21 protein-coding genes are annotated in these 19,492 nt (G+C 47.7%); 5 read left to right on the top strand and 16 right to left on the bottom strand.

Annotated elements, in window-relative coordinates:
* From ACUALS_RS03265 to ACUALS_RS03250, 4 genes are all read left to right on the top strand, one after another.
* Window positions 1-345 (top strand): ribosome recycling factor family protein, encoded by a 345-nt coding sequence (locus ACUALS_RS03265; protein ID WP_454448841.1) that lies wholly within the window; start codon window positions 1-3, stop codon window positions 343-345.
* Between the two features lie 68 nt (window positions 346-413).
* Entirely contained in the window at window positions 414-1,256 is an 843-nt protein-coding gene (locus tag ACUALS_RS03260) for an SGNH/GDSL hydrolase family protein (RefSeq protein WP_454448840.1), read from the top strand.
* 254 nt (window positions 1,257-1,510) lie between these two features.
* Entirely contained in the window at window positions 1,511-2,854 is a 1,344-nt protein-coding gene (locus ACUALS_RS03255) for an MATE family efflux transporter (RefSeq protein ID WP_039482764.1), read from the top strand.
* 345 nt (window positions 2,855-3,199) lie between these two features.
* Window positions 3,200-4,282 (top strand): phosphatase PAP2 family protein, encoded by a 1,083-nt coding sequence (locus ACUALS_RS03250; protein WP_454448839.1) that lies wholly within the window; start codon window positions 3,200-3,202, stop codon window positions 4,280-4,282.
* On the opposite strand, the gene ACUALS_RS03245 is transcribed toward ACUALS_RS03250, so the two are convergent.
* Entirely contained in the window at window positions 4,279-5,187 is a 909-nt protein-coding gene (locus ACUALS_RS03245; protein WP_039476066.1) for a LysR family transcriptional regulator, read from the bottom strand. The genes ACUALS_RS03250 and ACUALS_RS03245 overlap by 4 nt on opposite strands.
* 104 nt (window positions 5,188-5,291) lie before the next feature.
* On the opposite strand from ACUALS_RS03245, the gene chrA reads away from it, so the two are divergent.
* On the top strand, window positions 5,292-6,437 hold the full coding sequence (chrA, locus tag ACUALS_RS03240; RefSeq protein WP_454448838.1) for a chromate efflux transporter: 1,146 nt from the start codon (window positions 5,292-5,294) through the stop codon (window positions 6,435-6,437).
* 42 nt (window positions 6,438-6,479) lie between these two features.
* Here chrA and ACUALS_RS03235 read toward each other — a convergent pair whose 3' ends face one another.
* The 15 genes from ACUALS_RS03235 to ACUALS_RS03165 all read right to left on the bottom strand — a co-directional run bounded on the left by ACUALS_RS03235 (window position 6,480) and on the right by ACUALS_RS03165 (window position 19,134).
* Window positions 6,480-7,490, bottom strand: a complete 1,011-nt coding sequence (locus ACUALS_RS03235) for a tetratricopeptide repeat protein (RefSeq protein ID WP_454448837.1) — start codon at window positions 7,488-7,490, stop codon at window positions 6,480-6,482.
* Window positions 7,491-7,492: 2 nt separating this feature from the next.
* Window positions 7,493-8,437: a type II secretion system F family protein gene (locus tag ACUALS_RS03230; RefSeq protein ID WP_005471436.1), complete on the bottom strand. Its 945-nt coding sequence runs from the start codon at window positions 8,435-8,437 to the stop codon at window positions 7,493-7,495.
* A gap of 1 nt (window position 8,438) precedes the next feature.
* On the bottom strand, window positions 8,439-9,407 hold the full coding sequence (locus tag ACUALS_RS03225; RefSeq protein ID WP_454448836.1) for a type II secretion system F family protein: 969 nt from the start codon (window positions 9,405-9,407) through the stop codon (window positions 8,439-8,441).
* 12 nt (window positions 9,408-9,419) lie between these two features.
* The gene (locus ACUALS_RS03220; protein ID WP_005471544.1) at window positions 9,420-10,889 is read right to left on the bottom strand and encodes a CpaF family protein; all 1,470 of its coding nucleotides are present in this window, start codon (window positions 10,887-10,889) and stop codon (window positions 9,420-9,422) included.
* A 26-nt stretch (window positions 10,890-10,915) separates the two neighbouring features.
* The gene (locus ACUALS_RS03215; protein ID WP_454448835.1) at window positions 10,916-12,142 is read right to left on the bottom strand and encodes an AAA family ATPase; all 1,227 of its coding nucleotides are present in this window, start codon (window positions 12,140-12,142) and stop codon (window positions 10,916-10,918) included.
* Window positions 12,143-12,151: 9 nt separating this feature from the next.
* Window positions 12,152-12,637, bottom strand: a complete 486-nt coding sequence (locus tag ACUALS_RS03210) for a TadE/TadG family type IV pilus assembly protein (protein WP_038215227.1) — start codon at window positions 12,635-12,637, stop codon at window positions 12,152-12,154.
* Window positions 12,634-13,065 (bottom strand): TadE/TadG family type IV pilus assembly protein, encoded by a 432-nt coding sequence (locus tag ACUALS_RS03205; protein WP_039482788.1) that lies wholly within the window; start codon window positions 13,063-13,065, stop codon window positions 12,634-12,636. Before ACUALS_RS03205 ends, ACUALS_RS03210 begins: the two co-directional genes overlap by 4 nt.
* A complete protein-coding gene (locus ACUALS_RS03200; protein ID WP_454448834.1) occupies window positions 13,062-14,279 on the bottom strand; it encodes a Tad domain-containing protein in 1,218 nt (405 codons plus the stop codon). Before ACUALS_RS03200 ends, ACUALS_RS03205 begins: the two co-directional genes overlap by 4 nt.
* Before the next feature lie 16 nt (window positions 14,280-14,295).
* On the bottom strand, window positions 14,296-14,562 hold the full coding sequence (locus tag ACUALS_RS03195) for a hypothetical protein (protein ID WP_331398722.1): 267 nt from the start codon (window positions 14,560-14,562) through the stop codon (window positions 14,296-14,298).
* An 8-nt stretch (window positions 14,563-14,570) separates the two neighbouring features.
* Complete coding sequence (locus ACUALS_RS03190; protein WP_454448833.1) at window positions 14,571-16,034, bottom strand: type II and III secretion system protein family protein; 1,464 nt, start codon at window positions 16,032-16,034, stop codon at window positions 14,571-14,573.
* A gap of 8 nt (window positions 16,035-16,042) precedes the next feature.
* Window positions 16,043-16,786, bottom strand: a complete 744-nt coding sequence (cpaB, locus tag ACUALS_RS03185; RefSeq protein ID WP_038189671.1) for a Flp pilus assembly protein CpaB — start codon at window positions 16,784-16,786, stop codon at window positions 16,043-16,045.
* Window positions 16,783-18,129 (bottom strand): ATP-binding protein, encoded by a 1,347-nt coding sequence (locus tag ACUALS_RS03180; protein ID WP_038139864.1) that lies wholly within the window; start codon window positions 18,127-18,129, stop codon window positions 16,783-16,785. Before ACUALS_RS03180 ends, cpaB begins: the two co-directional genes overlap by 4 nt.
* A gap of 25 nt (window positions 18,130-18,154) precedes the next feature.
* Window positions 18,155-18,661 (bottom strand): A24 family peptidase, encoded by a 507-nt coding sequence (locus tag ACUALS_RS03175; RefSeq protein WP_454448832.1) that lies wholly within the window; start codon window positions 18,659-18,661, stop codon window positions 18,155-18,157.
* Between the two features lie 22 nt (window positions 18,662-18,683).
* Window positions 18,684-18,848, bottom strand: a complete 165-nt coding sequence (locus ACUALS_RS03170) for a Flp family type IVb pilin (RefSeq protein WP_179944629.1) — start codon at window positions 18,846-18,848, stop codon at window positions 18,684-18,686.
* A gap of 121 nt (window positions 18,849-18,969) precedes the next feature.
* On the bottom strand, window positions 18,970-19,134 hold the full coding sequence (locus tag ACUALS_RS03165) for a Flp family type IVb pilin (protein ID WP_005471504.1): 165 nt from the start codon (window positions 19,132-19,134) through the stop codon (window positions 18,970-18,972).
* Window positions 19,135-19,492 lie beyond the last annotated feature (358 nt).

The raw sequence follows: 19,492 nt of genomic DNA, 5'->3' as shown, positions 1-19,492 counted from the left end.
ATGCTTTCTATTACTCTGAACAGTTTTGTCCATCGAGTCGGCGACAAACCCGCAGTGCTTGCACTCGCCTGTCAGCTCAACTGCCAACTCAAACGCATTCGGCGCTCTCGACACTGGCAACTGACGGGTGAAGAAGACGCGTTACGCACACTGATGACCCTGCTCGACTCAGAGGCAAACCTTTGGATTATCAAAGCGATTGAAAAACAGCTTCCGGCTCCGAGCATCACGCCAGAGCAGCTATTGGAAAACAATCCAACCATGAGCGTCAGTCAATTGGTGAGCGAGAGCGGTTGTTCGTTAGCTCAAGCACGTGAAGCCATTGATAAATTTGAAGGGTTCTAGACATGTTGACCACCAGCGAACTCAGAAAGCCAATCCACACCACCAGAATACGATAGAGAACACATTCGATGACCCAAGAACAACTCCTGCAAGCTCTCAAAGAGAATCAATGCCTCGACTTATTCGAGCTGTACTACGCCAATCAGCACCGCTCTTTCTACCAGTTGGTTGACGATCTCTACCAATTGCGCGATGAACACGGCCTTTCTACTCGCATCTCTGCATTGCGTTCAGAAATTGAAGCGCTCACCGAGCACCTAAACACAGAATCCATAACCCCTGAGCAATTCGCACAAATCTGCCGAAACCTAGACCTAAATCAACGAGCACACAAAATGAGCCGATTCATCCTGACCCAAGACAATCACTCCGCGTTTGCGACAACAGTCGATCTTGTGATGTTTGGTGATTCAATCACGGAATGGGGCCCGTGGCATGACGCTCTCTCCAACATAAAACTGGCCAATCGCGGCCTTGCAGGTGACACCACATCAGGCATGGTTCGTCGCCTGAGTACAACCACCGCCTGCCAACCAAAACTGGTCTGTGTCATGGCGGGGATCAACGATCTCTCGCAAGGCTACTCAGTTCAAGAGGTTTTGGATAACTATCGTCAAATGCTCGAACACTGGGAAAGCCACAATATTGAAGTCTGGGTTCAGTCTACGCTCTACGTCGGTGAGCGAATCGCGTCACTCAATCCACAGGTGACAGAACTCAACCAAAAGCTAGAGCAACTCTGCGGCGAGAAGAACATGCGCTTCATCGACTTAAACACGCCACTTTCACCAGAAGGATTTCTGCCGCTAACCCACAGTTGCGATGACCTGCATCTGAACTCGAACGCCTATCGACTCTGGATAGACACATTAGCCCCACAACTGGACGCGTTCTTCCAGCATCAAGATTGATCCCACCTCTATTTGGCAGCCTTTAGATACAATACTAGGCTGCCATCTTTGCAAGTTTTCACCTTATCCTAAAATGACTGAGCTCACTGCGTCACGCGCAGCAGCGACGTTAAGTTGCTCACTCAATAACTTAACAACTAGCCCTACAAACTGAGATCTTGTCGCCTTTTTTCTCACTCAATAAGAATACCTTTACCCTTACTTTTGGTGCGCTTATATAATTACTCACTTATCTCTCTCTTTTTTCATTCGCTATGCCAAACCCAACTTCTTCCATCGACAAAAGAATGAGCATTGTCGCGCTGACTTGGCCTCTATTTGTCGAGATCTTGCTGCGAACCGCACTCAATACCAGCGATGTATTCATGCTAAGCGGCTACTCCGATAAAGCGGTATCTGCGGTTGGGGTGATTTCTCAGTTGTCGTTCTTTCTGATCATTGTCTCTTCAATGGTCAGCAGTGGCACTGGCATACTTATCGCTCAGTACAATGGCGCCAATCGACATCAAGATTCTGCCTATGTGGGCGTGGCCAGTATTGCGCTGTCGTTTGTGGTTGGCTTAGCGCTGAGCGTTATCGCGCTCGTTGGTGCATATCAGTTCTTACCACTCTATGGTTTGGAAGCACAGGTCGAGCAATATGCGCATGAATATTTAGTGATCAGTGGCGCCCTCACCTTTAATGTCACCATGGGCATCGTCTTAACCACCATTTTACGCAGCAACGGCTACTCTCGCTCTCCGATGGTGGTCAACCTAATCAGCGGCGTGATCAATATCGTCGGTAATTACATTGCGCTCTACCAGCCTTTCGGTCTGCCCGTTTACGGTGTTGAAGGCGTCGCGATCGCAACCGTAATTAGCCAAGTCATCGGCACGCTGATTCTTTGCGTCGTCGTCAAACGTTCCGATATCGCCCTTCCATTCGCCGAATTTGGTCAAATTCCGAAACTCATCTACTCACGTATTGTGAAAATTGGCGTGATGAATGCGGGAGAAGTGCTCTCGTATAACATGGCGCAAATTTGCATTACCTTTTTTATTGTCCAAATGGGGACGGCCTCTCTCGCAGCGTTTACCTATGCGCAAAACATTGCTCGCCTCTCGTTTGCTTTTGCGCTCGCACTTGGGCAAGGCAGCCAGATTCAAGCAGGCTACTACATCGGACGCGGCTGGATTGACTCCATTCTGCAACTGGTTCAAAAATACTTTGTGATCGGTTTTATCGTCTCCACCATAGTGACCGTTTCCATCTACTTGCTCCGAGACAGCATCATCGCGATTTTTACCACGCAACCAGAAATTGCGGCGTTAACTGCAAGTTTGATCGCAGGTTCCATCATTTTGGAAGCGGGACGGGTCTTCAACTTGATTTTTATCTCCGCCCTGAAAGCGGCTGGAGACATCCAATTCCCTGTCAAAATGGGGATTCTCAGCATGTGGGGATGGGGCGTTGGAATGAGTTACCTATTCGGCGTTCACTGGGGGGCTGGCGTATTAGGCGCTTGGATGGCCATCGCCCTCGATGAGTGGTTTCGCGGTCTGATTATGGCTCACCGTTGGCGCTCAAAAGTTTGGACTCGATACACACTCAACTAGCTGATTCAAAATCATAAATCCCCTAAGAACCGTTTAGGGTCTGTTGACCTTTCGCGGTTAAATTTTGTTCGAGATGAAATCGTTTTAGGCGCGGCAAGGGGTGTGTAGCCTAGTCATTCTAAGTAAATACCCCTTAACAAAGCATAAAACGATTTTAGCCGAACCCTTCGGGCAGCGTTTGTGGTTCATTTCTACTGCGTTATCGGCTTTTCATGTAGGCTAGCTACACTTCAAAGCCTCTGCCTTGTAGAAATTTCCCACAAACTGCTGCAAAAATCAGCTCGAAAGATCAACAGACCCTAATGTTCTACACTTTTAAAAAGTATGGAGAAGACCAAGCTGGCTATGGATACCCCAAGCGCCTCACCAACGCAGTGGCAACGAGTAAAGCAAGATATCTTTGATGACAGGCTTTTGTATGGCTATGTCATTGTGACGAGCGCTTTGCTTTATCTCGCCTCACAATGGTTTGTTGAGCAGTCACAACTCAAGTATGACCTCACAACCTACCTGCGGGCACTGTTTACCATTTGCTACATTACGTTTCTTGCTTGGAGCTCGGGCTATTACCTCTACTTGGCCTATCACAAAACGCCTCACCCTTTGTTGGTCTATTTAAAAACCATTACCGGCTTCTTCCACCCCATCGCTAAGCCGATCAGCTTTGTATTGCTGGTCTTATCGCTCAACTTGACGTTTTCTTGCTACACCTATCTCAAATCGATCATTCCGGATATCAACCCATTTCAATATGATTTGCTCTTCTATCAGCTCGATCAGTGGCTCCACTTTGGCAATGATCCTTGGCGACTCACCCATCAATGGTTCTCTTCCATCTACAGCTCTTTTGTGATCAACTTTCTCTACAATCTGTGGTTTTTATTGATGTGGGGCAGCGTCTTATTCTTTATTGTCCGCCGGGATATGGCCATTTTGCGTAATCAGTATTTGATTACCTTTATGGCTAGCTGGTTGGTGATTGGCGGAGTAACCGCAACTCTAATGTCGTCCGCAGGGCCCTGTTACGCCCACTTGGTAGACGTCAATCAAACCCAATATCTGCCATTAATGGACAGGCTTACTACCCAAAGCCTAGCATTAGAGAAACTGGGACTCCCCCCGCTGTGGGCGCTCGATGTTCAAGATCTTCTGTGGTTAAAATACCTGGGCAGAGAAAGCGGCATTGGCACGGGGATCTCGGCAATGCCTAGCATGCATGTCTCCATTGCCGTGTTGATGGCATTGGGCGCTTATCGATTGAACAAGCGACTCGGGTATCTGATGTGGGGATATATGGTCGCGATTCAAATTGGCTCGGTGCACCTTGCGTGGCACTACGCTATTGACGGGTACTTAAGCACGTTCTTAACGCTACTACTTTGGAAGCTAAGTGGTCTTATTGTACGCAAGCTGCACCCCGAACATTAATTCACAACTTCGCTCACCACATTACGAATACAGATGTTCTTCTCTTCGTACTGGTTGGCTTTTAAGTAAATCAAACGTATATCAAAATCAGGCACGTCAATGGGAGGAGGAGCGGCCATCAAACCGTGACTCACGCTTTCCATTTCAGCAAAACGCTTGGGCACAATACAAACCAGCTCTCGACCAAGCAATAAACGACGTATGGTAAGGAAGTGACGCGATGCGACACCGACTCGCCGCTCATAACCGAGTTTGGTTAAGCGCTTATCAACTTGGGTGTGCAAGCTGCCATCTGGACTCACCAATGCGTGTTCCAGTGAGACAAACTGCTCTAGCGTCAAAGGCAGATCGACATCAACGCTCTGTGGGTCATACATACACAAGTGCTGCTCAGTATAAAGATGCTGGGACAGAAAACGGCGATTGAGATTTTCAATACTGCCGATGACTACATCCAGGTCTTCACTGTCCGCGATATCGAGATAATTACTGCGATTGACGTTGTAAAAACTGACCTGAGATTGAGGCGACACCGCTTTGAGTGCATCGTAAAGTTGTGGGGCAAAGAGTTGCTCTGCGTAATCCGTCAACCCGATACGCCACGCTCCTTGGTAGTCTTGCGCAGAAAAATGCTTTTTACTGAGTAGATCGTTTTTGATGCTGGCAAGCAGCTTATCGATCAAAGGGGCAACCTCATGAGCCCGAAGTGTCGGCTCCATTCGAATCCCGACGCGTTCAAATAGAGGATCCTCAAACAGCCCACGCATCCTTTGTAGGGTATGGCTCATTGCTGACTGGCTCACAAAGCATTGCTCTGCAGCTAAACTGACACTTTTGGTTTGGTACACCGCTTGAAACGCCACCAGCAAATTGAGATCGACCTCTTTCCAGTTAAACTCTTTCATCGCCTCATCCTGTTTGATTCATAACCTCTATTAAAACTATCAATTTGAGTCATTTTAGTCGATTTTGTACATTATCGGCACTATTTACCCAACGAGTATTTGTCATGCTGTCGATTTTTAAAACCTTTTTCTGGTTAGGCTGGATTAGCTTTGGTGGCCCCGCGGCTCATATCGGCTACTTCCGAAATACCTTTGTTGAGAAACTCAAATGGCTAGATGACAAAGAGTATGGCCAGATCGTCGCCTTAAGCCAGTTCTTGCCTGGCCCAGGGTCAAGCCAAGTCGGTTTTGCGCTCGGTTATAAGCGTGGTGGATTGGGCGGCGCCTGTATGGCGTTTCTTGGTTTTACCTTGCCATCTGTGCTGATCATGTTGGTTTTGGCGGTGTTAAGTAGCCAACTGACTGAAACAAGCGCGTTTCAAAACATTGTTCATGGACTCAAGCTACTCGCGGTCGTCGTGGTTGCAGATGCCACTTGGGGCATGTACAAAAACTTCTGCAAAGGCAAGCTTTCTGTCGCTTTGTGTTTAGCGACGGCTATTGCGCTCTTGGTGTTCCCCGGAATTGCCACACAGATGTTGGTGCTCATACTTGCTGGTCTCATCGGGATGCGCTTTTTGGGCGTGCAATCACCAAGCGAACCAACCTCGTTTAAACCCTCAGTGCTGCCTTTGGTGCTGTTCGTCGTGCTACTCGTCGGCTTACCTGTTGCCGCCAACGTGATACCTGCGCTTGGTCTATTTAATGACTTTTTCCAAGCGGGGAGCTTGGTGTTTGGTGGTGGTCATGTGGTTCTTCCTCTTTTGCAGAACATTGTTGGCGACCAACTGACTCAAGATGCCTTCTTAACCGGTTATGCAGCCGCACAAGCTGTTCCTGGCCCCATGTTTACCTTTGCCACCTACATTGGCTATGAGTTGATGCCACAAGCGCCAATCTCTGGGGCGCTGATTGCCACACTTGGGGTTTTCTTACCGGGGTTCTTGCTGTTACTGGGTGTGTTGAAAAACTGGCAATCGCTGGCACAAAACAGCAAAGTCTCTGGCGCGGTTAATGGCGTGAACGCCTCTGTTGTCGGCTTACTGTTGGCGGCACTCTACCAACCCGTATTTACTAGCGCGGTATTGAGCCCTATCGACCTATCGCTGGTGCTAGTTGGCTTCTATCTGCTTAAACAGTTATCGCTACCGATTGTCTGGATGGTCGCCTTCTTTATGAGCGCAGGGCTTGTCTCCGGTTACATCGTCTAAGCGACAAACTCGAAGGAGAGCCGAGGCTCTCCTTGTTGATTATCACTGCTCCGATTGACTTTCTTCTTCTCTGACCAAAGCCAGTGCGCGCTCTAGGTTCTCATTGGCGACTTTGTAATAGGTAGGTTTACTGTCTATCGCCTGTTGAAGATACGGGATTGCCTTGTCTGGCTTACCTTGTAATATCAAGAAGTAACCGACGTTATTCAGCGCTTCCGGCTTCTCCATATGACGCGTAAACACATTCAGCGCGCGGTTAATTTCACCTTTTCCCAAGTAGATAAGCGCGAGATTATTGAGTGCCTTTTCATCGTTTGGATCTTGATCCAACGCCTGCAAGCTAAGTCTCTGAGCCTGAAGGTAGTCCCCAGACATGTAGTATGAATAGCCGCTGTTCGTCAGCGTTTTGACCGAATCTGGCTTAATACGTAAAGCATGCTGATAGTAAGCCTGAGCTTGCTCATGTTTTGCCTCAAGATCCGCTAGAACGCCCATCCCCATGTACGCATAGTCTGGTGAACTGACATCCGTTTTGAGCGCAGCTATGGCTTCGACGGTCAGCAAATCTTTATCAGACAATGGCTTCTTGCTGCCAAAACGAAGTTGATCGGCGTTGATCGCCTTCAAGAAGTAGCTCTCCCCCTGCTTGGGATCCCCAGAACGACTGTAAAGAATGCCTAGCTGTTCTAGGGATTGAATGTTGTTTGGGTTGCGGTCAACCGACAAGGTGTAAGCTCGCTCGGCCAATGCTAAGTTGCTACGGCTTTGGTGAATACGGCCAATATTGTACAAAGAGCGATCTTGGTATTGACCATTTTCAAACGAAAGCGAGCGTATGTACTCATAAAGAGCGAGATCGACATTGCCTTGACTCAATGCCATATCGCCCCGCGTGATGGCCTCTTTTTCCGTCTTGGGTGGCTCTTCTAAGGAGAGAGTATCGATGGGTTTACCATCATAAAGAGAAGCATCAAAGGTATTGTCATCACTCGTGGCGCAGCCCACCAGCAATGAAAGCGGCAATAACCAGACGGCGAGTTGTTGTTTGTTCATAGTTAGTTCCCCAGCGTCGAGGTAATGGAAAGCATTGATGGCCCGATCGCCACAATAAAGAAGCACGGCCAGATAAATAACAGCAATGGAAAGATCATTTTGGTCGGAATTTTCGCAGCAATCTCTTCGATCTCTTGGTTGCGCTTATCTCGGAAATCTTCCGTATACTCACGCAATGTTTGAGATAAACTGCCACCAATTCGCGAGGCGTGGGACAACATGGTCACCAACCCAGCAAGCTCCTTGATACCGGTTCGTTCCACCAAATCATCGAACGCATCCGACATCTCTACCCCTGCTTTAATTTTTACGCACACGGTGTCCAGTTCGTCAGCAAAGTCGGGGTGAGAGATCATCAACTCATCAGCGACTCGGCGCAGCGCGGCACTGAAGCCCAACCCCGATTCGGTACACACCACCAAAAGATCGAGCGCATCTGGCACACCGCCACGAATTCGAGACTGACGTTTATTCACAAAATAGTTCAAACCGATATTGGGCGTGTAAAGCCCCACCGCAACACTGGCGACCATCGCCAACTTAAGATTCGACATATCAGGGACAAAGAAGTAGAGCATTGCTGCAATACCAACGCCAACCAAAATAGCCATCCCTTTAATGGCGTAAAATACGGTGAGAGCATTGGCATCATGGTAGCCAGCATGCATCAATTGTTGACGCAAACTCTGGCTCTCTTTTGAGTTTGACGGCGTTAACGTCGGCGCAATCGAATCAAGGGTATTGCCAAGCCGACGGCCTTTTTTGAGTTTTTCCCCGGGCGCTGTTTTCTTCAGCTCTTCGAGTCGAACCTTCATAGGCGCCCGCGTCCCCAACACCACCAAGAACAGAGTAAACATCACCAACACCGTCGCAATCAGAATGACACTGAGAAAGAATGTCTGCTCATTGATTTGAAAGCTGTCTAAGAACTGCAATAAGGTCTCCATATTACACCTCGAAGTTGATGATGTTTCGGATCCATATCGAGCCAATAAACAGACTGATAATGCCCCCACTTACGAGCGTCATCCCTCTTGGATCGGTATAGAGCGGCTCAACGTAGCTGGGATTGATAAAGGTGAGGAATAGAAACAATAGAAACGGCGACAATACCAAGATCCACGCAGATAAGCGGCTCTCTGCAGACAAAGTTTTGATTTTTCGCTGCAATTTAAATCTTGATCGCAGAACTTTACTCACTTTCTCTAAGTTCTCAGACAGGTTTCCCCCGGTCTCTTTTTGCAGCAGCACCGCACTGGAAAACGCTAACATTGATACCGTTGGGGTCCGCTCTGCCATTTGCATGATGGCCATGCGCATGTCGTAACCAAAGTTGAGTAGGTTAAAGGTGTTTTTAAACTCGGTGCCGATGGGATCGGGCATCTCATTGCCAACCTCATTGAACGCCTGCGTGACGGGTTGTCCGGCTTGGAGCATACGACGCATAATGTCCAGCGCCTCAGGCAATTGCTCTTCAAAACTCGCTAAACGATCAGAAATACGCTTATTGAGCCAAAAGTACAGAATGAACCAAATCCCCACCGACGCGGCTAATCCGATATAGAAAGGTTGCCCTAACAGCAGCACAATAAGAAAAGCACACACAGATAAAATCAGCGTCACCGCCAGCGTTTGACCAAGACTCCAGTCGTAACCTGAAAGCTCGATGGTTTTCTTTAGCGAAGAGAAGAGAGGGACTTTCACCAAACGCCTATCCATCGGCGTCAAACTTTTCATGTAGTGCTCTTGAAGGAGTGAACGAGCCTCGTCATCGAGCTTGGCTTGAGATTCTTTCAGTCGTTGCGACAGTTGCTTGTGCTTCGCCTTGCTACCCGCCGCAGGCAAAATCAACGCTTGTGAAATAAACACCACAGCGAAAAAAAGTAAAAGATAGAAAAGCGTCGCATCCTGTTGCATGACATCCCCCTTCTACGAATAAGATTCGTTAAATATATCGAAAGGAAGGTGCAGACCTTTTTTAGACAATTGGTCGTGACATTGTGGGACTACCCCCGTTGCCGTGTAGTAACCCAGCACATTCCCTTCTTCGTCCATCCCTTGACGATGGAACTTAAAGATTTCCGACATGGTGATGATTTCCCCTTCCATGCCGTTGATTTCGCAAATACTCACCATACGACGCTTACCATCCTCTTGGCGCTCCATTTGCACCACAAGGTGTATCGCCGAAGCAATTTGCGAGCGAAGATTTTTAGCACTCATGTTCCACCCCGCCATGGCAAACATGTTCTCAACCCTCGACAGTGCATCTCGGGGAGTGTTGGCGTGAATGGTGGCAAGTGAGCCATCGTGACCTGTGTTCATTGCCGCCAACATATCGACCGCCTCGGCACCACGCACCTCCCCAAGAACAATGCGATCAGGGCGCATCCGCAGTGAGTTTTTCACCAGATCTCGCTGAGTAATTTCCCCTTTCCCTTCCAAGTTAGCAGGACGGGTTTCCAAGCGAACGACATGGGTTTGTTGCAGTTGCAGCTCCGCCGAGTCTTCAATGGTGACAATACGATCATCGTGAGGAATAAAGTTGGAGAAGATATTCAGTGTGGTGGTTTTGCCTGAACCAGTACCACCAGAAATCAAAACGTTGAGCGCCCCTTGTACTGCCGCTTCAACAAATTGAGCCATCTGCGGAGAGAGTGAGTTAAAGGCGAGTAAATTGTCCATATTGAGCTTTTCGACCGCGAATCGACGAATCGACACCGAGGAGCCATCAAGCGCAAGTGGTGGAATGATTGCGTTAACACGTGAACCGTCTGCCAAACGCGCATCCACCATCGGGGACGCCTCATCAATACGGCGACCGACCTGACTCACAATTCGGTCAATGATATTTCTTAAATGGCGCTCATCAAGAAAGGTGTAGGGCGTTTGCTGCAACTTACCGCGTCGCTCTACAAACACATGCTTTGGACCATTGACCAAAATATCCGAGACGGTTGCATCGTGCAGCAAAGGTTCTAATGGCCCAAGACCAAACACTTCGTCTTCGATTTGTTGTATCACCCGCTTGCGCCCTTCCGCGCTCAAGGCGTGCGTTTGGTCGTCTGCCATCAGTTGGACAATGGCATCGTGCAGATCATTTTTGGCTCTTTCGGGCTCTAAGCTCGCCAAAAGTCCTAAGTCGAGAGTTTCTAACAAGCGCTGATGGTAGTAGTGCTTCACTTCTTGTTCTTGCTCAAGCTGCTTTCTGGCGTCACCCACCGCTTTGTCGTTGGCTGCCTGTTCTTTTTTCTTCTGCTCTTTCAACAAGCTAGCAGACTCTTCACCAGAAGATTTGGCGTCAGATTGACCACTTTCTTCGGCGTGCTGTTGATGCTTGTCCGCCTCCATCACCTTTTTTTGCAGCTCAGGATTGATATTTTTTCGTTTAAAAAACATAGCAATATCCCTATCAGTTCACCTAGCTAGGAGAAAAGCTTACTTAGCCAGCTTTGTTTCTTTTTCTTTTCTGGTAGCAGCGCGGTTGCAAATTTACCGACCGATTTAGAGAGAGCACTGCCTTTGCGCGATTCCACAAACGGACGCCCTAAATTGGCACTTTCGAGCGCGACTTTGAAATCATTGGGAACGGTATGAACCGCCACATCTCCCACTGCTTCTTTGATATCTTTAAGTTTGATTGACTGACGTTTCTCGTAGCGATTGACGATGATCTCAACCTGATCGCGATTAATGCCAAACTCAAACGACAAGGTTTTGATGATTTGATTGCAGCTTTTAATCGAAACAAGGCTTTGCTGCGTCACCATGTAAAGCTTAGTCGCAGGCGATATAACCGGAGCGAACATGCGATCCAACCCTCGCGACAAATCAACAATCACGTACGGATACTGCTCTCGCAGAAATGGCAGCAGCTTATTGAGATAAATCGCTTTTTCATAGTTTTCATGGCTGTTCTCGCGTTTAAAGGCGAGGATATGCAAACCTGAGGCATGCTTGGTCACTAAGCTCCCTAATGACACTTCATCCAAGTCAGAGACGTTTGCCAGCGCATCCACTAGGCTGTACGTCGGTTGGATGTTTAGATAATCATTAATCACCCCAAACTGAATATCGAGATCAAGCAGCATCACTTGATCTGGGTGAGATTGCGCCATCTTGATCGCAGTGTTGAGCGCTAACATAGAGGCGCCACACCCGCCTTTGGAGTTCATAAATACCAGCAATTCACCAAGGTTTCGGTTCGCGACTTTCTCTTCTGCCATGTTGTTTAACAGAGGAGCGAGCTCTTGAATTTCAGCTTTGTCGGAAACAAAATCCGCCGCCCCAATGCGTAGGGCGATCTTAAGCGCCCCACTGTCATGCTCGTTACCAAACACAATCAGTGACGCTTCATGACCATCATTAGTTTCATGGGGAGATTCAAATTGCTGCAGTTCGACGATTTTCTGTGCCCAATTGGGGCCAGTTTCCACAAAGATAAGATCAGGCGGCGTAAATTGAGCGAGATTGGCAATCACCAGTCCATGAAATGAGATCATCTCGTAGCTGATGCTCTGACATTTCGACAACTCATGGCTAATGTGCAAATGGAAAGCGTCCGACGAGTAAAACACCCAAACGCTTAAATTTGTTTTTAGTCGAATTGGAGGGCTACTGCCCCCTGGTGCAATTTGCACAGCTTCGCCCATTCATTCCTCCTAGCAGTCAGTGCTGTTATCACCGCTTGTGTCCGTCCAGCGATGGTGCCCCAAATTTTCCCTCGGTCGAATCGTTTCAAACTCGGGGACTTGTAAGAGCCCAGTTAAGTTCACAAAGGTCAATAACCCTGTGAATTGATAGCTAAAGTTCACCACTCTCGCCCTTACATATCTAATTGTAGAAAACACATCGTCATCTGTCAGAGTTCCTGTTATGACATTCCCAGATTCATCAAGATAGTCCACGACCAAATTGGCCGTAGTTAGCCCGCCCGGAGCGTAATCAGGCATCGCCAATGCGGGAATATCATTTCTATCTTCGACACGGCACACAACCGCTAAACGTGCCGCGACACGTGTAATGTCATTGATGACCTGCAAGGAATAAACATACCTTCCGACTTCGATCACCGAGAAAATCACCAGCAACAAGGCCGTTGAGATGATGGTAAATTCAATCACAGACACACCGCTTTGCTTTTTCATGGCGCCGTCCTCATCATCGCAGAGGCATTCAGTGGGAAACTGAAGTTCATCCCACTTCGAAACGACCCCATCATGGGAGTGTAAGTATGATTGATCGTCACCGTCACATAACCACCAGCGTGATTCACATTCACATCCGACGTTGTCAGCCCATCCACCATAGCTTTAGCCCCATCACCAACGGTTGAAGAGCCATAAACAACGATGTTCTTAATCGCATTTACATCCGCGATTTGATCGTAGCTCGCGGTGCCGGTAATTTCTGTCGTGGCATAGCGAATACCATTTTGAGCCATTTTATTGAGCGTGTTGTAACGGATAAACGCGTTTCCCACTTCCGTAATGGCCATTAAAATCAATAGCAAAACGGGGATAGTGATGATCATCTCTACCGCCGCTAGCCCTTTCTGCTTACGACAAGTTTTCATGATTCTTCTCCGTGTGGGTCCCGATACAACACAATTCGGTAAGGTCCGTCATTATCTGAATCTTGACCTGGCGTTCCACTTAGAGAAGAGCAATCTTCGATGAACTCACCATACACAGGATCTTTACTGCTGTTATTTGTTGGCGCTTGCTGCAGTAAGAAAAAACAACCAAGAGCAGTGACTGTAAAAGAAGATGTCCCCCCAGAAGCCCCCGAGCAATCAACAATTGGGACAATCAGTACTCGCCTATTTTGTTGCCCCCCTGAACCGATATTGCAATCACTATCCCCTGTACAGTCAGGAAGGGCTGCAAGGTAATCTGAGTAGGACCATGGTTGACCACCCGCCCCACTTGTATCTGAGTACGTAATGTTGCCGCTACTATCGATTGAAGGTGATTTATTAGGCTCTTTGACGTAAATGTCCGGCGCATAGTCAGTAGAGGAAAGACCGCCTCCTTTGTACACGCCAAATCGAGTATTCAGCCCCTGCCCAACAGGACCAACTGTATTGCCGGGCTTCGTTGTTACCTGATCGCCCACCCCCACAGAGATTGCATAATCACCCGCAAGTGCCGTCCTAACGGTGCTAGCACCAGAACCAAAATCGAGTAATTGATAGTTGCCAGATCCCATGCTACCCAGTTTTTGATCGGCAATTTTTAACGCATAAAGATCGCCCGGTACATATCCTGCACTTCCCGAAGAATCACCTTCGCAAACCGCCATTGGAACAATGTTATTACTATCAATAACACTCGGACTTGGCCCAGCAACGGCCGTTGATGCTAGGTTTTTATCGACACTGAACACATGCGCGAAAAAGTTACTCAACGCAAAGTTGCTCACCGCAACTCGCGCGTAGCTGTCTTCGTCTGGGTCAAAACCAGAAAATGGAAACGTGGCCGGATCGTTAGAGAACTGCACCACAACTTGCGCCGATGTGAAGTCCATCTCTGTATTGCCAGTGGCATTGGCAACATTGGTCAATGTCGTTTTGGCGGCAGCGGTGGCTTGGGCTTCGCTACCGCCATTATCGAGCACGATCGCAGCAGCCAGTGCCGCGGCATCAACACTATTTTGCAGTCGGGTTTTGTTCAACATCGCGTGGTTCACATCTATCGAGAGCGCCGCGACGCCGATCAAAGCCAGCATGGCTGCGGTGACTAATACCAACGTCATGCCGCGTTGTTTAAGCTGATTACCCTTTGTCATAGTGTTGTCCTTAAGGCTACTTCGAAAAGCCTTCCAAGAATTGACTGTCAATGCCGCCCAAATCGGTATCTTGTTTACCGGTATAGACTTGGTAGGCACCTTCCATTCGTTCACCACTACCTTCAGGCACTACCCCCAAATTTTCACTTGTAGCATTCGGGTTGTAGACCTGTTCTGTTTTTAGTTTCGCCACATGCTGGCCTAAACGCTCAGCGTTGTTGACGCAGCCAAGCAGTAGAGCTTGTGTACACATCAGCGCGACTATGATTCGTTTGTTTTCCATATTGCCCCCTATAAGCTGTGCCCGAACGTGCCTTCGGTGCCACCTTTGGAGTAATCCACAAAGTTGGTGTCTTGCACATCTTGAGGTCGAGATTGGTTTGAGGGCGCGATATAAGCGCCGCGGCCGAGTAAGTAGTATTCAAAGTCATTCGGCTCAACGAACGAGTCGGTAGGCAGTGACACTCGATTTCGGTCAATCGGCTTAGCCAACCTTGGCGTCACTAAAATCACCAGCTCAGTTTCACCGGAAATGTACTCTTGGCTGTTGAACATCTGGCCAAGGACTGGAATATCACTAAACCCGGGCATACCACTCACTACATCGCGCACGTTTTCACTCAATAGCCCCGCAATACCGATGGTTTGCCCATCCGCTAGCTCTAAAGTAGATGAGGCGCTGCGACGCGTAATGGGTGGAATCACATAGGTGCTGTTGGTACCACCAGGAGATAAAGTTAACGAGGATGTATTGGCAATTTCACTGACATCCACCGCCAGATTGAGGTTGATGTTTTTATCGCTCAATACGGTAGGAATGAACTTAAGTCCGACACCATATTCTTTGTACTCGATGGTAATGCCGTTTTCATCGGGCACAGGAATAGGAAATTCACCACCCGCCAAAAACTCAGCTTTCGCTCCGCTCAATGCGGTGAGATTTGGCTCGGCCAAGACTTTCGCTGTGCCGTTTTGTTTCGCGATATCGAGAGCAAACGTGAATAAGGTATCGCCATCAATAAAGGTGCCTAGCAAGCCCGTGCTGTCGATGCCTGGCGTATTGAAAATTGGCCCAATACCGCCGCCAACGTCATCAATAATTGCCCCTGCCGAAGTACCGCCCCATGAGAAACTTCCGTTGCTCTCAAAGAAGTGAAAGTTCGAGTCAAATTTTCTGACTAAACTGCGCTGCACTTCCGCCACCGTGACTTCAAGCATCACTTGTTGGGCGCCGCCGATGGTCATCAAATTGATCACGCCCGTTTTTTGCACTTGTTCACTGAGCGATTTGTTTTCTTTGTCTATCTCTTGCCCTGCGGAGTAGGTTTCAGCCACTCGCAACGCAATATTCATTGCCGATTGGCTGCTAATCTGGCCACTCAAAATCAGACGATTCTGCGCGCTATGAACCTTGATCTCTTCATTGGGCAAAAACTCATACAACTTCGCTTTCAAGCTGTTGAGATCGTGGGTCACCTCGATATTGATCGATTCGATTAACTGCCCTCGACGGTCCCAAGCCATCAAATTTGTCGAGCCGAGTTTCTTACCAATCAGAAACACTTCATCCGATTTCAACATCACAATATCAAGCACTTCAGGATCGCCAAGCGAGACCCGTTTCGCTTTCCCTGCCAATGTGACATGGGTAGATTTGTGATGGGGTACTTTGACAATTTTTCCAGATTGAGTGGCGGCCGTGGCGCTCCACGCAAAACTTAGACTGACTAATATAACTAAAATCCGTTTCAACATAGCTCACCTCAATCCCTGACTCTGATATTGCTCGACTCGGTGCCTTTCAAAATCGTGACACTTGGTGCGACGTATTTTTTGACCACTTTTTCTTCTTCATGAGGGTTTCGAAGTGTTAATTGAATCTCCCCTTTACTCCTTGCGGTTAACAGCTTTTCCGCATCTTTTGGCGAGACTTCAAGGGTCACCGCACGAACAATGATCGGTTTGTTTTCTTTGGTTCTTGCCGTTTGATCAACCGCCAGTACTTTGATGTCTTTAAGTACGGTGACCGTATTGGCAGAGGTCGCGCTGTATTTAATGGTATTGAGAACATCGACTCGGTTTCCTGGCAATAGGAAGCCTGCCACACCAATCACATCATTGACGCGAATGGTGACTGCGCGTTTGTTTTCAGGAATTAATGACGCCAGCGTCGACCCTTCTCCCGGAACAGTCAGTCTGTTTTGATGCAAGACTTCACCGGGGAATATGGTGGTCGCGACAACTTGCCCAAGAATGGCATTTTGATCGGTAAACTGCCCCTCGTTGCGCCACTCAACTTCCAGTAATTTGGTAGTGATGTGCTGCTCTTCAATGGGCGTACCCGCGGGAATTTCTTGGCTGGCGATAATCACTGGCTCACGCTCAACAACCTCCAGCTCGGTTTGGGGTTGCAGTTGTCTATCCATCCACTGCTTAGCAAAAAACACAGCTCCTAAGCCAAACACTATGGATAACAAGAATAGTAATATGACTTGATTTCGGCTCATCGTTCTCCTCCTCCTTTTCCGTCAGCGGTGAAATACACTTCCCAGGCGCGGGTGACTATTTCAGGGGAGATAACTGGCTCTACTTCTTCAAAAACAATGATATCTCGGCTGATACCGACAATATCCTTCGGAATACAAGGATAAAAACCAACGCTATGCTGACTATGCAAATCGAACAGTTGTTGATAACTTTCTGCACTCACCGTTAGGTTTTTAGACTGGGCGAAGGTGTCCCAAAGTGAGTGGTACTCTTCTTTTAGTAGTGGGCCAAATTGAATCTTGTAGCCCAAGCGACGCAAAAATGCGGGGTCACTGATCTTTTCCGGATCTAAGTTCGTAGAAAAGGCCAGAGTCAAAATAAAGGGAATCGTGATCTGTTGGCCATTCGGCAAGTTGAGATAGTCGTAGAAGTACTCCATGGGCACAATCCAGCGATTGAGCAAGGTATCGACGGGCATGGGTTGTCTGCCCAAATCGTCAATGATGAAGATACCGTTATTGGCCATCATTTGCAGAGGAGCCATCCATACTCGGTTGTGCTCAGAGTGATTGACCTCTAGCATTTCCATCGTGAGTTCGCCGCCCACTTGAATACTCGGGCGCTCACACAACGCCCAACGGCGGTCAAACTGCTCTTTAAATGTGATGGACTTAATTTCTGAGCTGGCCACTTTTTTGTGGTGCTGAGGTGAAAACACTTTAATGATGTTACCCGCAGCATAAACCGCATACGGAATGTAGACCGATGTATTGAGAGAATTAAGAAGCCGCGTTGCGACGAAGGTTTTACCCGTACCCGCATCTCCATACAACAATAGCGCTCGTCCAGAGTTGATGGCAGGGCCAAGTACAGAGATCATTCTTTCGGCGCCCAATACTTCGGAAAGCGCAAAACTTACATCTCGACGGTTCACCATGTGTGCTCGAACGTCCTGCGCTTTTACCATGCTTTCATAGTCGGGTAATGAGACAGGTGCCGGACCTAGGTAAGCATCTTTCGCAAACGCATCATCCGCTTCTTGCATTCCCATTTCTGATAAGCCGTAACGCACATTCCCGGTCGACACAGAGCCAAACCCCGACGCCGGCGCTTGAAACACCTCGACGTGTGATTTAGCCCTGAGATCGGCGAGCATATCCTCAATCATGTGGCTATTGATGCACATAAGTTCGGTTAGCTTTAATATGTCAGATTTTGGATAAGCCGCGAGATGCTTAAGCAATAAGTTTTCAAGGACGGCTCTTGGGATTTTTAAAGCATCAAAAGAGGTGGGCACCGGAGGGGCGTCTGCTTGAGGGGTGAGTTCGACTCTGTGTTTCACTGCATTGTTTGATTGCACCATAAACACTCCTTTGTTTACGTCATCACTAGAAGTAGTGATGTAATGCCACGCCGATTACGACTATGGGAGCGAAAGGCATTCTCAATTTTTCGGTTGAATTCTCTTCTAAAGCCTTAGTGCCTGCCCGGCCATATGCAAACAATAATTTGTAGCGTGAGAGTTGCTCTCTCATCTTGTGTTCTTTTCCTGCGACACGGACCAACGCGTAAGTGAGTCCGACCATAATGCTGGTTGCCGCAATCCATAGGGTGGCTTCAAAAAGTTGCCCCCAACCAAGCCAAAAGCCGATAACCGCTAACAACTTAACGTCACCCGGCGCCATCACTCTCAGCAAATGGAGCATGAGAGATCCTGCGAACATAACCGCAAATCCTGTCGCAGCCGCACTCCAACTCGGCGTGAGATCCGGTTCAACGATCATTCTTGCAACACAAGCGATTATGGTGAGAAGAAGTAGTGCATTAGGAATCCGATGCTCTTTAGCATCTGAGACCGCTACGATAAACAGAATGAACCAGATAACATACTCCACAGTAGCCTACCTCATGTTCATTTTAGTCGCTGAACAACGAATCAAACTCTTCGGAAAGTACGTCTCTAAAAGCAGCAAAAAGACCCGAAAGTCCAACTAACATTACGCTCGCCCCAACCACGTATTCAACGACGGTCAAGCCTGATTCATCTAAAAAAAAGTTTCGTGCTTTATGATGTAGTGACATGGTTAACTCCTACTTGTTGCATAGGCTTGGTTCTTTCGTTGAATCAAACCTATACAACTATATTAGTAGGAATTGGGAATAATGCCTGTTTTCTATAAGGGTATAAATTACGCCTGTTCGACTAGCTAAACACGCTATTTAGTTCTGCTTCCAATACTGAGCTGAATGCCCCGAAAATACCGGACAAACCAAGTACCAGAAGACCTGCACCTACTACGTATTCAACCACTGTCAAACCTTCTTCGTCCTTTAGAAATGCTTTGATGTTATTTAGTACCTTGCTCATAATTTGTCTCCTTTCTAACAAGTACCCTGCGTCTTGCTTACTTATAAGTTAGGAGTTTTCCATCGCTACTAGTTAGGACTTTCTTGGCTATTGTTGGTACTTTTTTGCCACAACAAAACTAGCACTTTTGTTTATTTTTGAGCCTGAAAGCCATTTATTTGAGTCTTACCAAGCGCTATAAAAACAAGAAAATGTGACAACAGACCACATAAGAGATTGATTAATTTGAATTATACTTCCCGAACAAAAAATGCAAATTTGACATAAAATAGAGATAAGCACCTGTATCACTTTTGATACTTGACAAGATTAAAAATCAAATAAAAACAGATCTTACTCCCAAAAATTAATCTAACAA

It is taken from the genome of Vibrio sp. NH-7, from assembly GCF_053643215.1.
This window is presented reverse-complemented; position numbering and strand designations above follow the sequence as displayed.

Excerpts from the sequence above, each read along its gene's own strand:
- ACUALS_RS03265 (WP_454448841.1), top strand. The coding sequence starts at position 1 with ATGCTTTCTATTACTCTGAACAGTTTTGTCCATCGAGTCGGCGACAAA.
- ACUALS_RS03260 (WP_454448840.1), top strand. The coding sequence starts at position 414 with ATGACCCAAGAACAACTCCTGCAAGCTCTCAAAGAGAATCAATGCCTC.
- ACUALS_RS03255 (WP_039482764.1), top strand. The coding sequence starts at position 1,511 with ATGCCAAACCCAACTTCTTCCATCGACAAAAGAATGAGCATTGTCGCG.
- ACUALS_RS03250 (WP_454448839.1), top strand. The coding sequence starts at position 3,200 with ATGGATACCCCAAGCGCCTCACCAACGCAGTGGCAACGAGTAAAGCAA.
- ACUALS_RS03245 (WP_039476066.1), bottom strand. The coding sequence starts at position 5,187 with ATGAAAGAGTTTAACTGGAAAGAGGTCGATCTCAATTTGCTGGTGGCG.
- chrA (WP_454448838.1), top strand. The coding sequence starts at position 5,292 with ATGCTGTCGATTTTTAAAACCTTTTTCTGGTTAGGCTGGATTAGCTTT.
- ACUALS_RS03235 (WP_454448837.1), bottom strand. The coding sequence starts at position 7,490 with ATGAACAAACAACAACTCGCCGTCTGGTTATTGCCGCTTTCATTGCTG.
- ACUALS_RS03230 (WP_005471436.1), bottom strand. The coding sequence starts at position 8,437 with ATGGAGACCTTATTGCAGTTCTTAGACAGCTTTCAAATCAATGAGCAG.
- ACUALS_RS03225 (WP_454448836.1), bottom strand. The coding sequence starts at position 9,407 with ATGCAACAGGATGCGACGCTTTTCTATCTTTTACTTTTTTTCGCTGTG.
- ACUALS_RS03220 (WP_005471544.1), bottom strand. The coding sequence starts at position 10,889 with ATGTTTTTTAAACGAAAAAATATCAATCCTGAGCTGCAAAAAAAGGTG.
- ACUALS_RS03215 (WP_454448835.1), bottom strand. The coding sequence starts at position 12,142 with ATGGGCGAAGCTGTGCAAATTGCACCAGGGGGCAGTAGCCCTCCAATT.
- ACUALS_RS03210 (WP_038215227.1), bottom strand. The coding sequence starts at position 12,637 with ATGAAAAAGCAAAGCGGTGTGTCTGTGATTGAATTTACCATCATCTCA.
- ACUALS_RS03205 (WP_039482788.1), bottom strand. The coding sequence starts at position 13,065 with ATGAAAACTTGTCGTAAGCAGAAAGGGCTAGCGGCGGTAGAGATGATC.
- ACUALS_RS03200 (WP_454448834.1), bottom strand. The coding sequence starts at position 14,279 with ATGACAAAGGGTAATCAGCTTAAACAACGCGGCATGACGTTGGTATTA.
- ACUALS_RS03195 (WP_331398722.1), bottom strand. The coding sequence starts at position 14,562 with ATGGAAAACAAACGAATCATAGTCGCGCTGATGTGTACACAAGCTCTA.
- ACUALS_RS03190 (WP_454448833.1), bottom strand. The coding sequence starts at position 16,034 with ATGTTGAAACGGATTTTAGTTATATTAGTCAGTCTAAGTTTTGCGTGG.
- cpaB (WP_038189671.1), bottom strand. The coding sequence starts at position 16,786 with ATGAGCCGAAATCAAGTCATATTACTATTCTTGTTATCCATAGTGTTT.
- ACUALS_RS03180 (WP_038139864.1), bottom strand. The coding sequence starts at position 18,129 with ATGGTGCAATCAAACAATGCAGTGAAACACAGAGTCGAACTCACCCCT.
- ACUALS_RS03170 (WP_179944629.1), bottom strand. The coding sequence starts at position 18,848 with ATGTCACTACATCATAAAGCACGAAACTTTTTTTTAGATGAATCAGGC.
- ACUALS_RS03165 (WP_005471504.1), bottom strand. The coding sequence starts at position 19,134 with ATGAGCAAGGTACTAAATAACATCAAAGCATTTCTAAAGGACGAAGAA.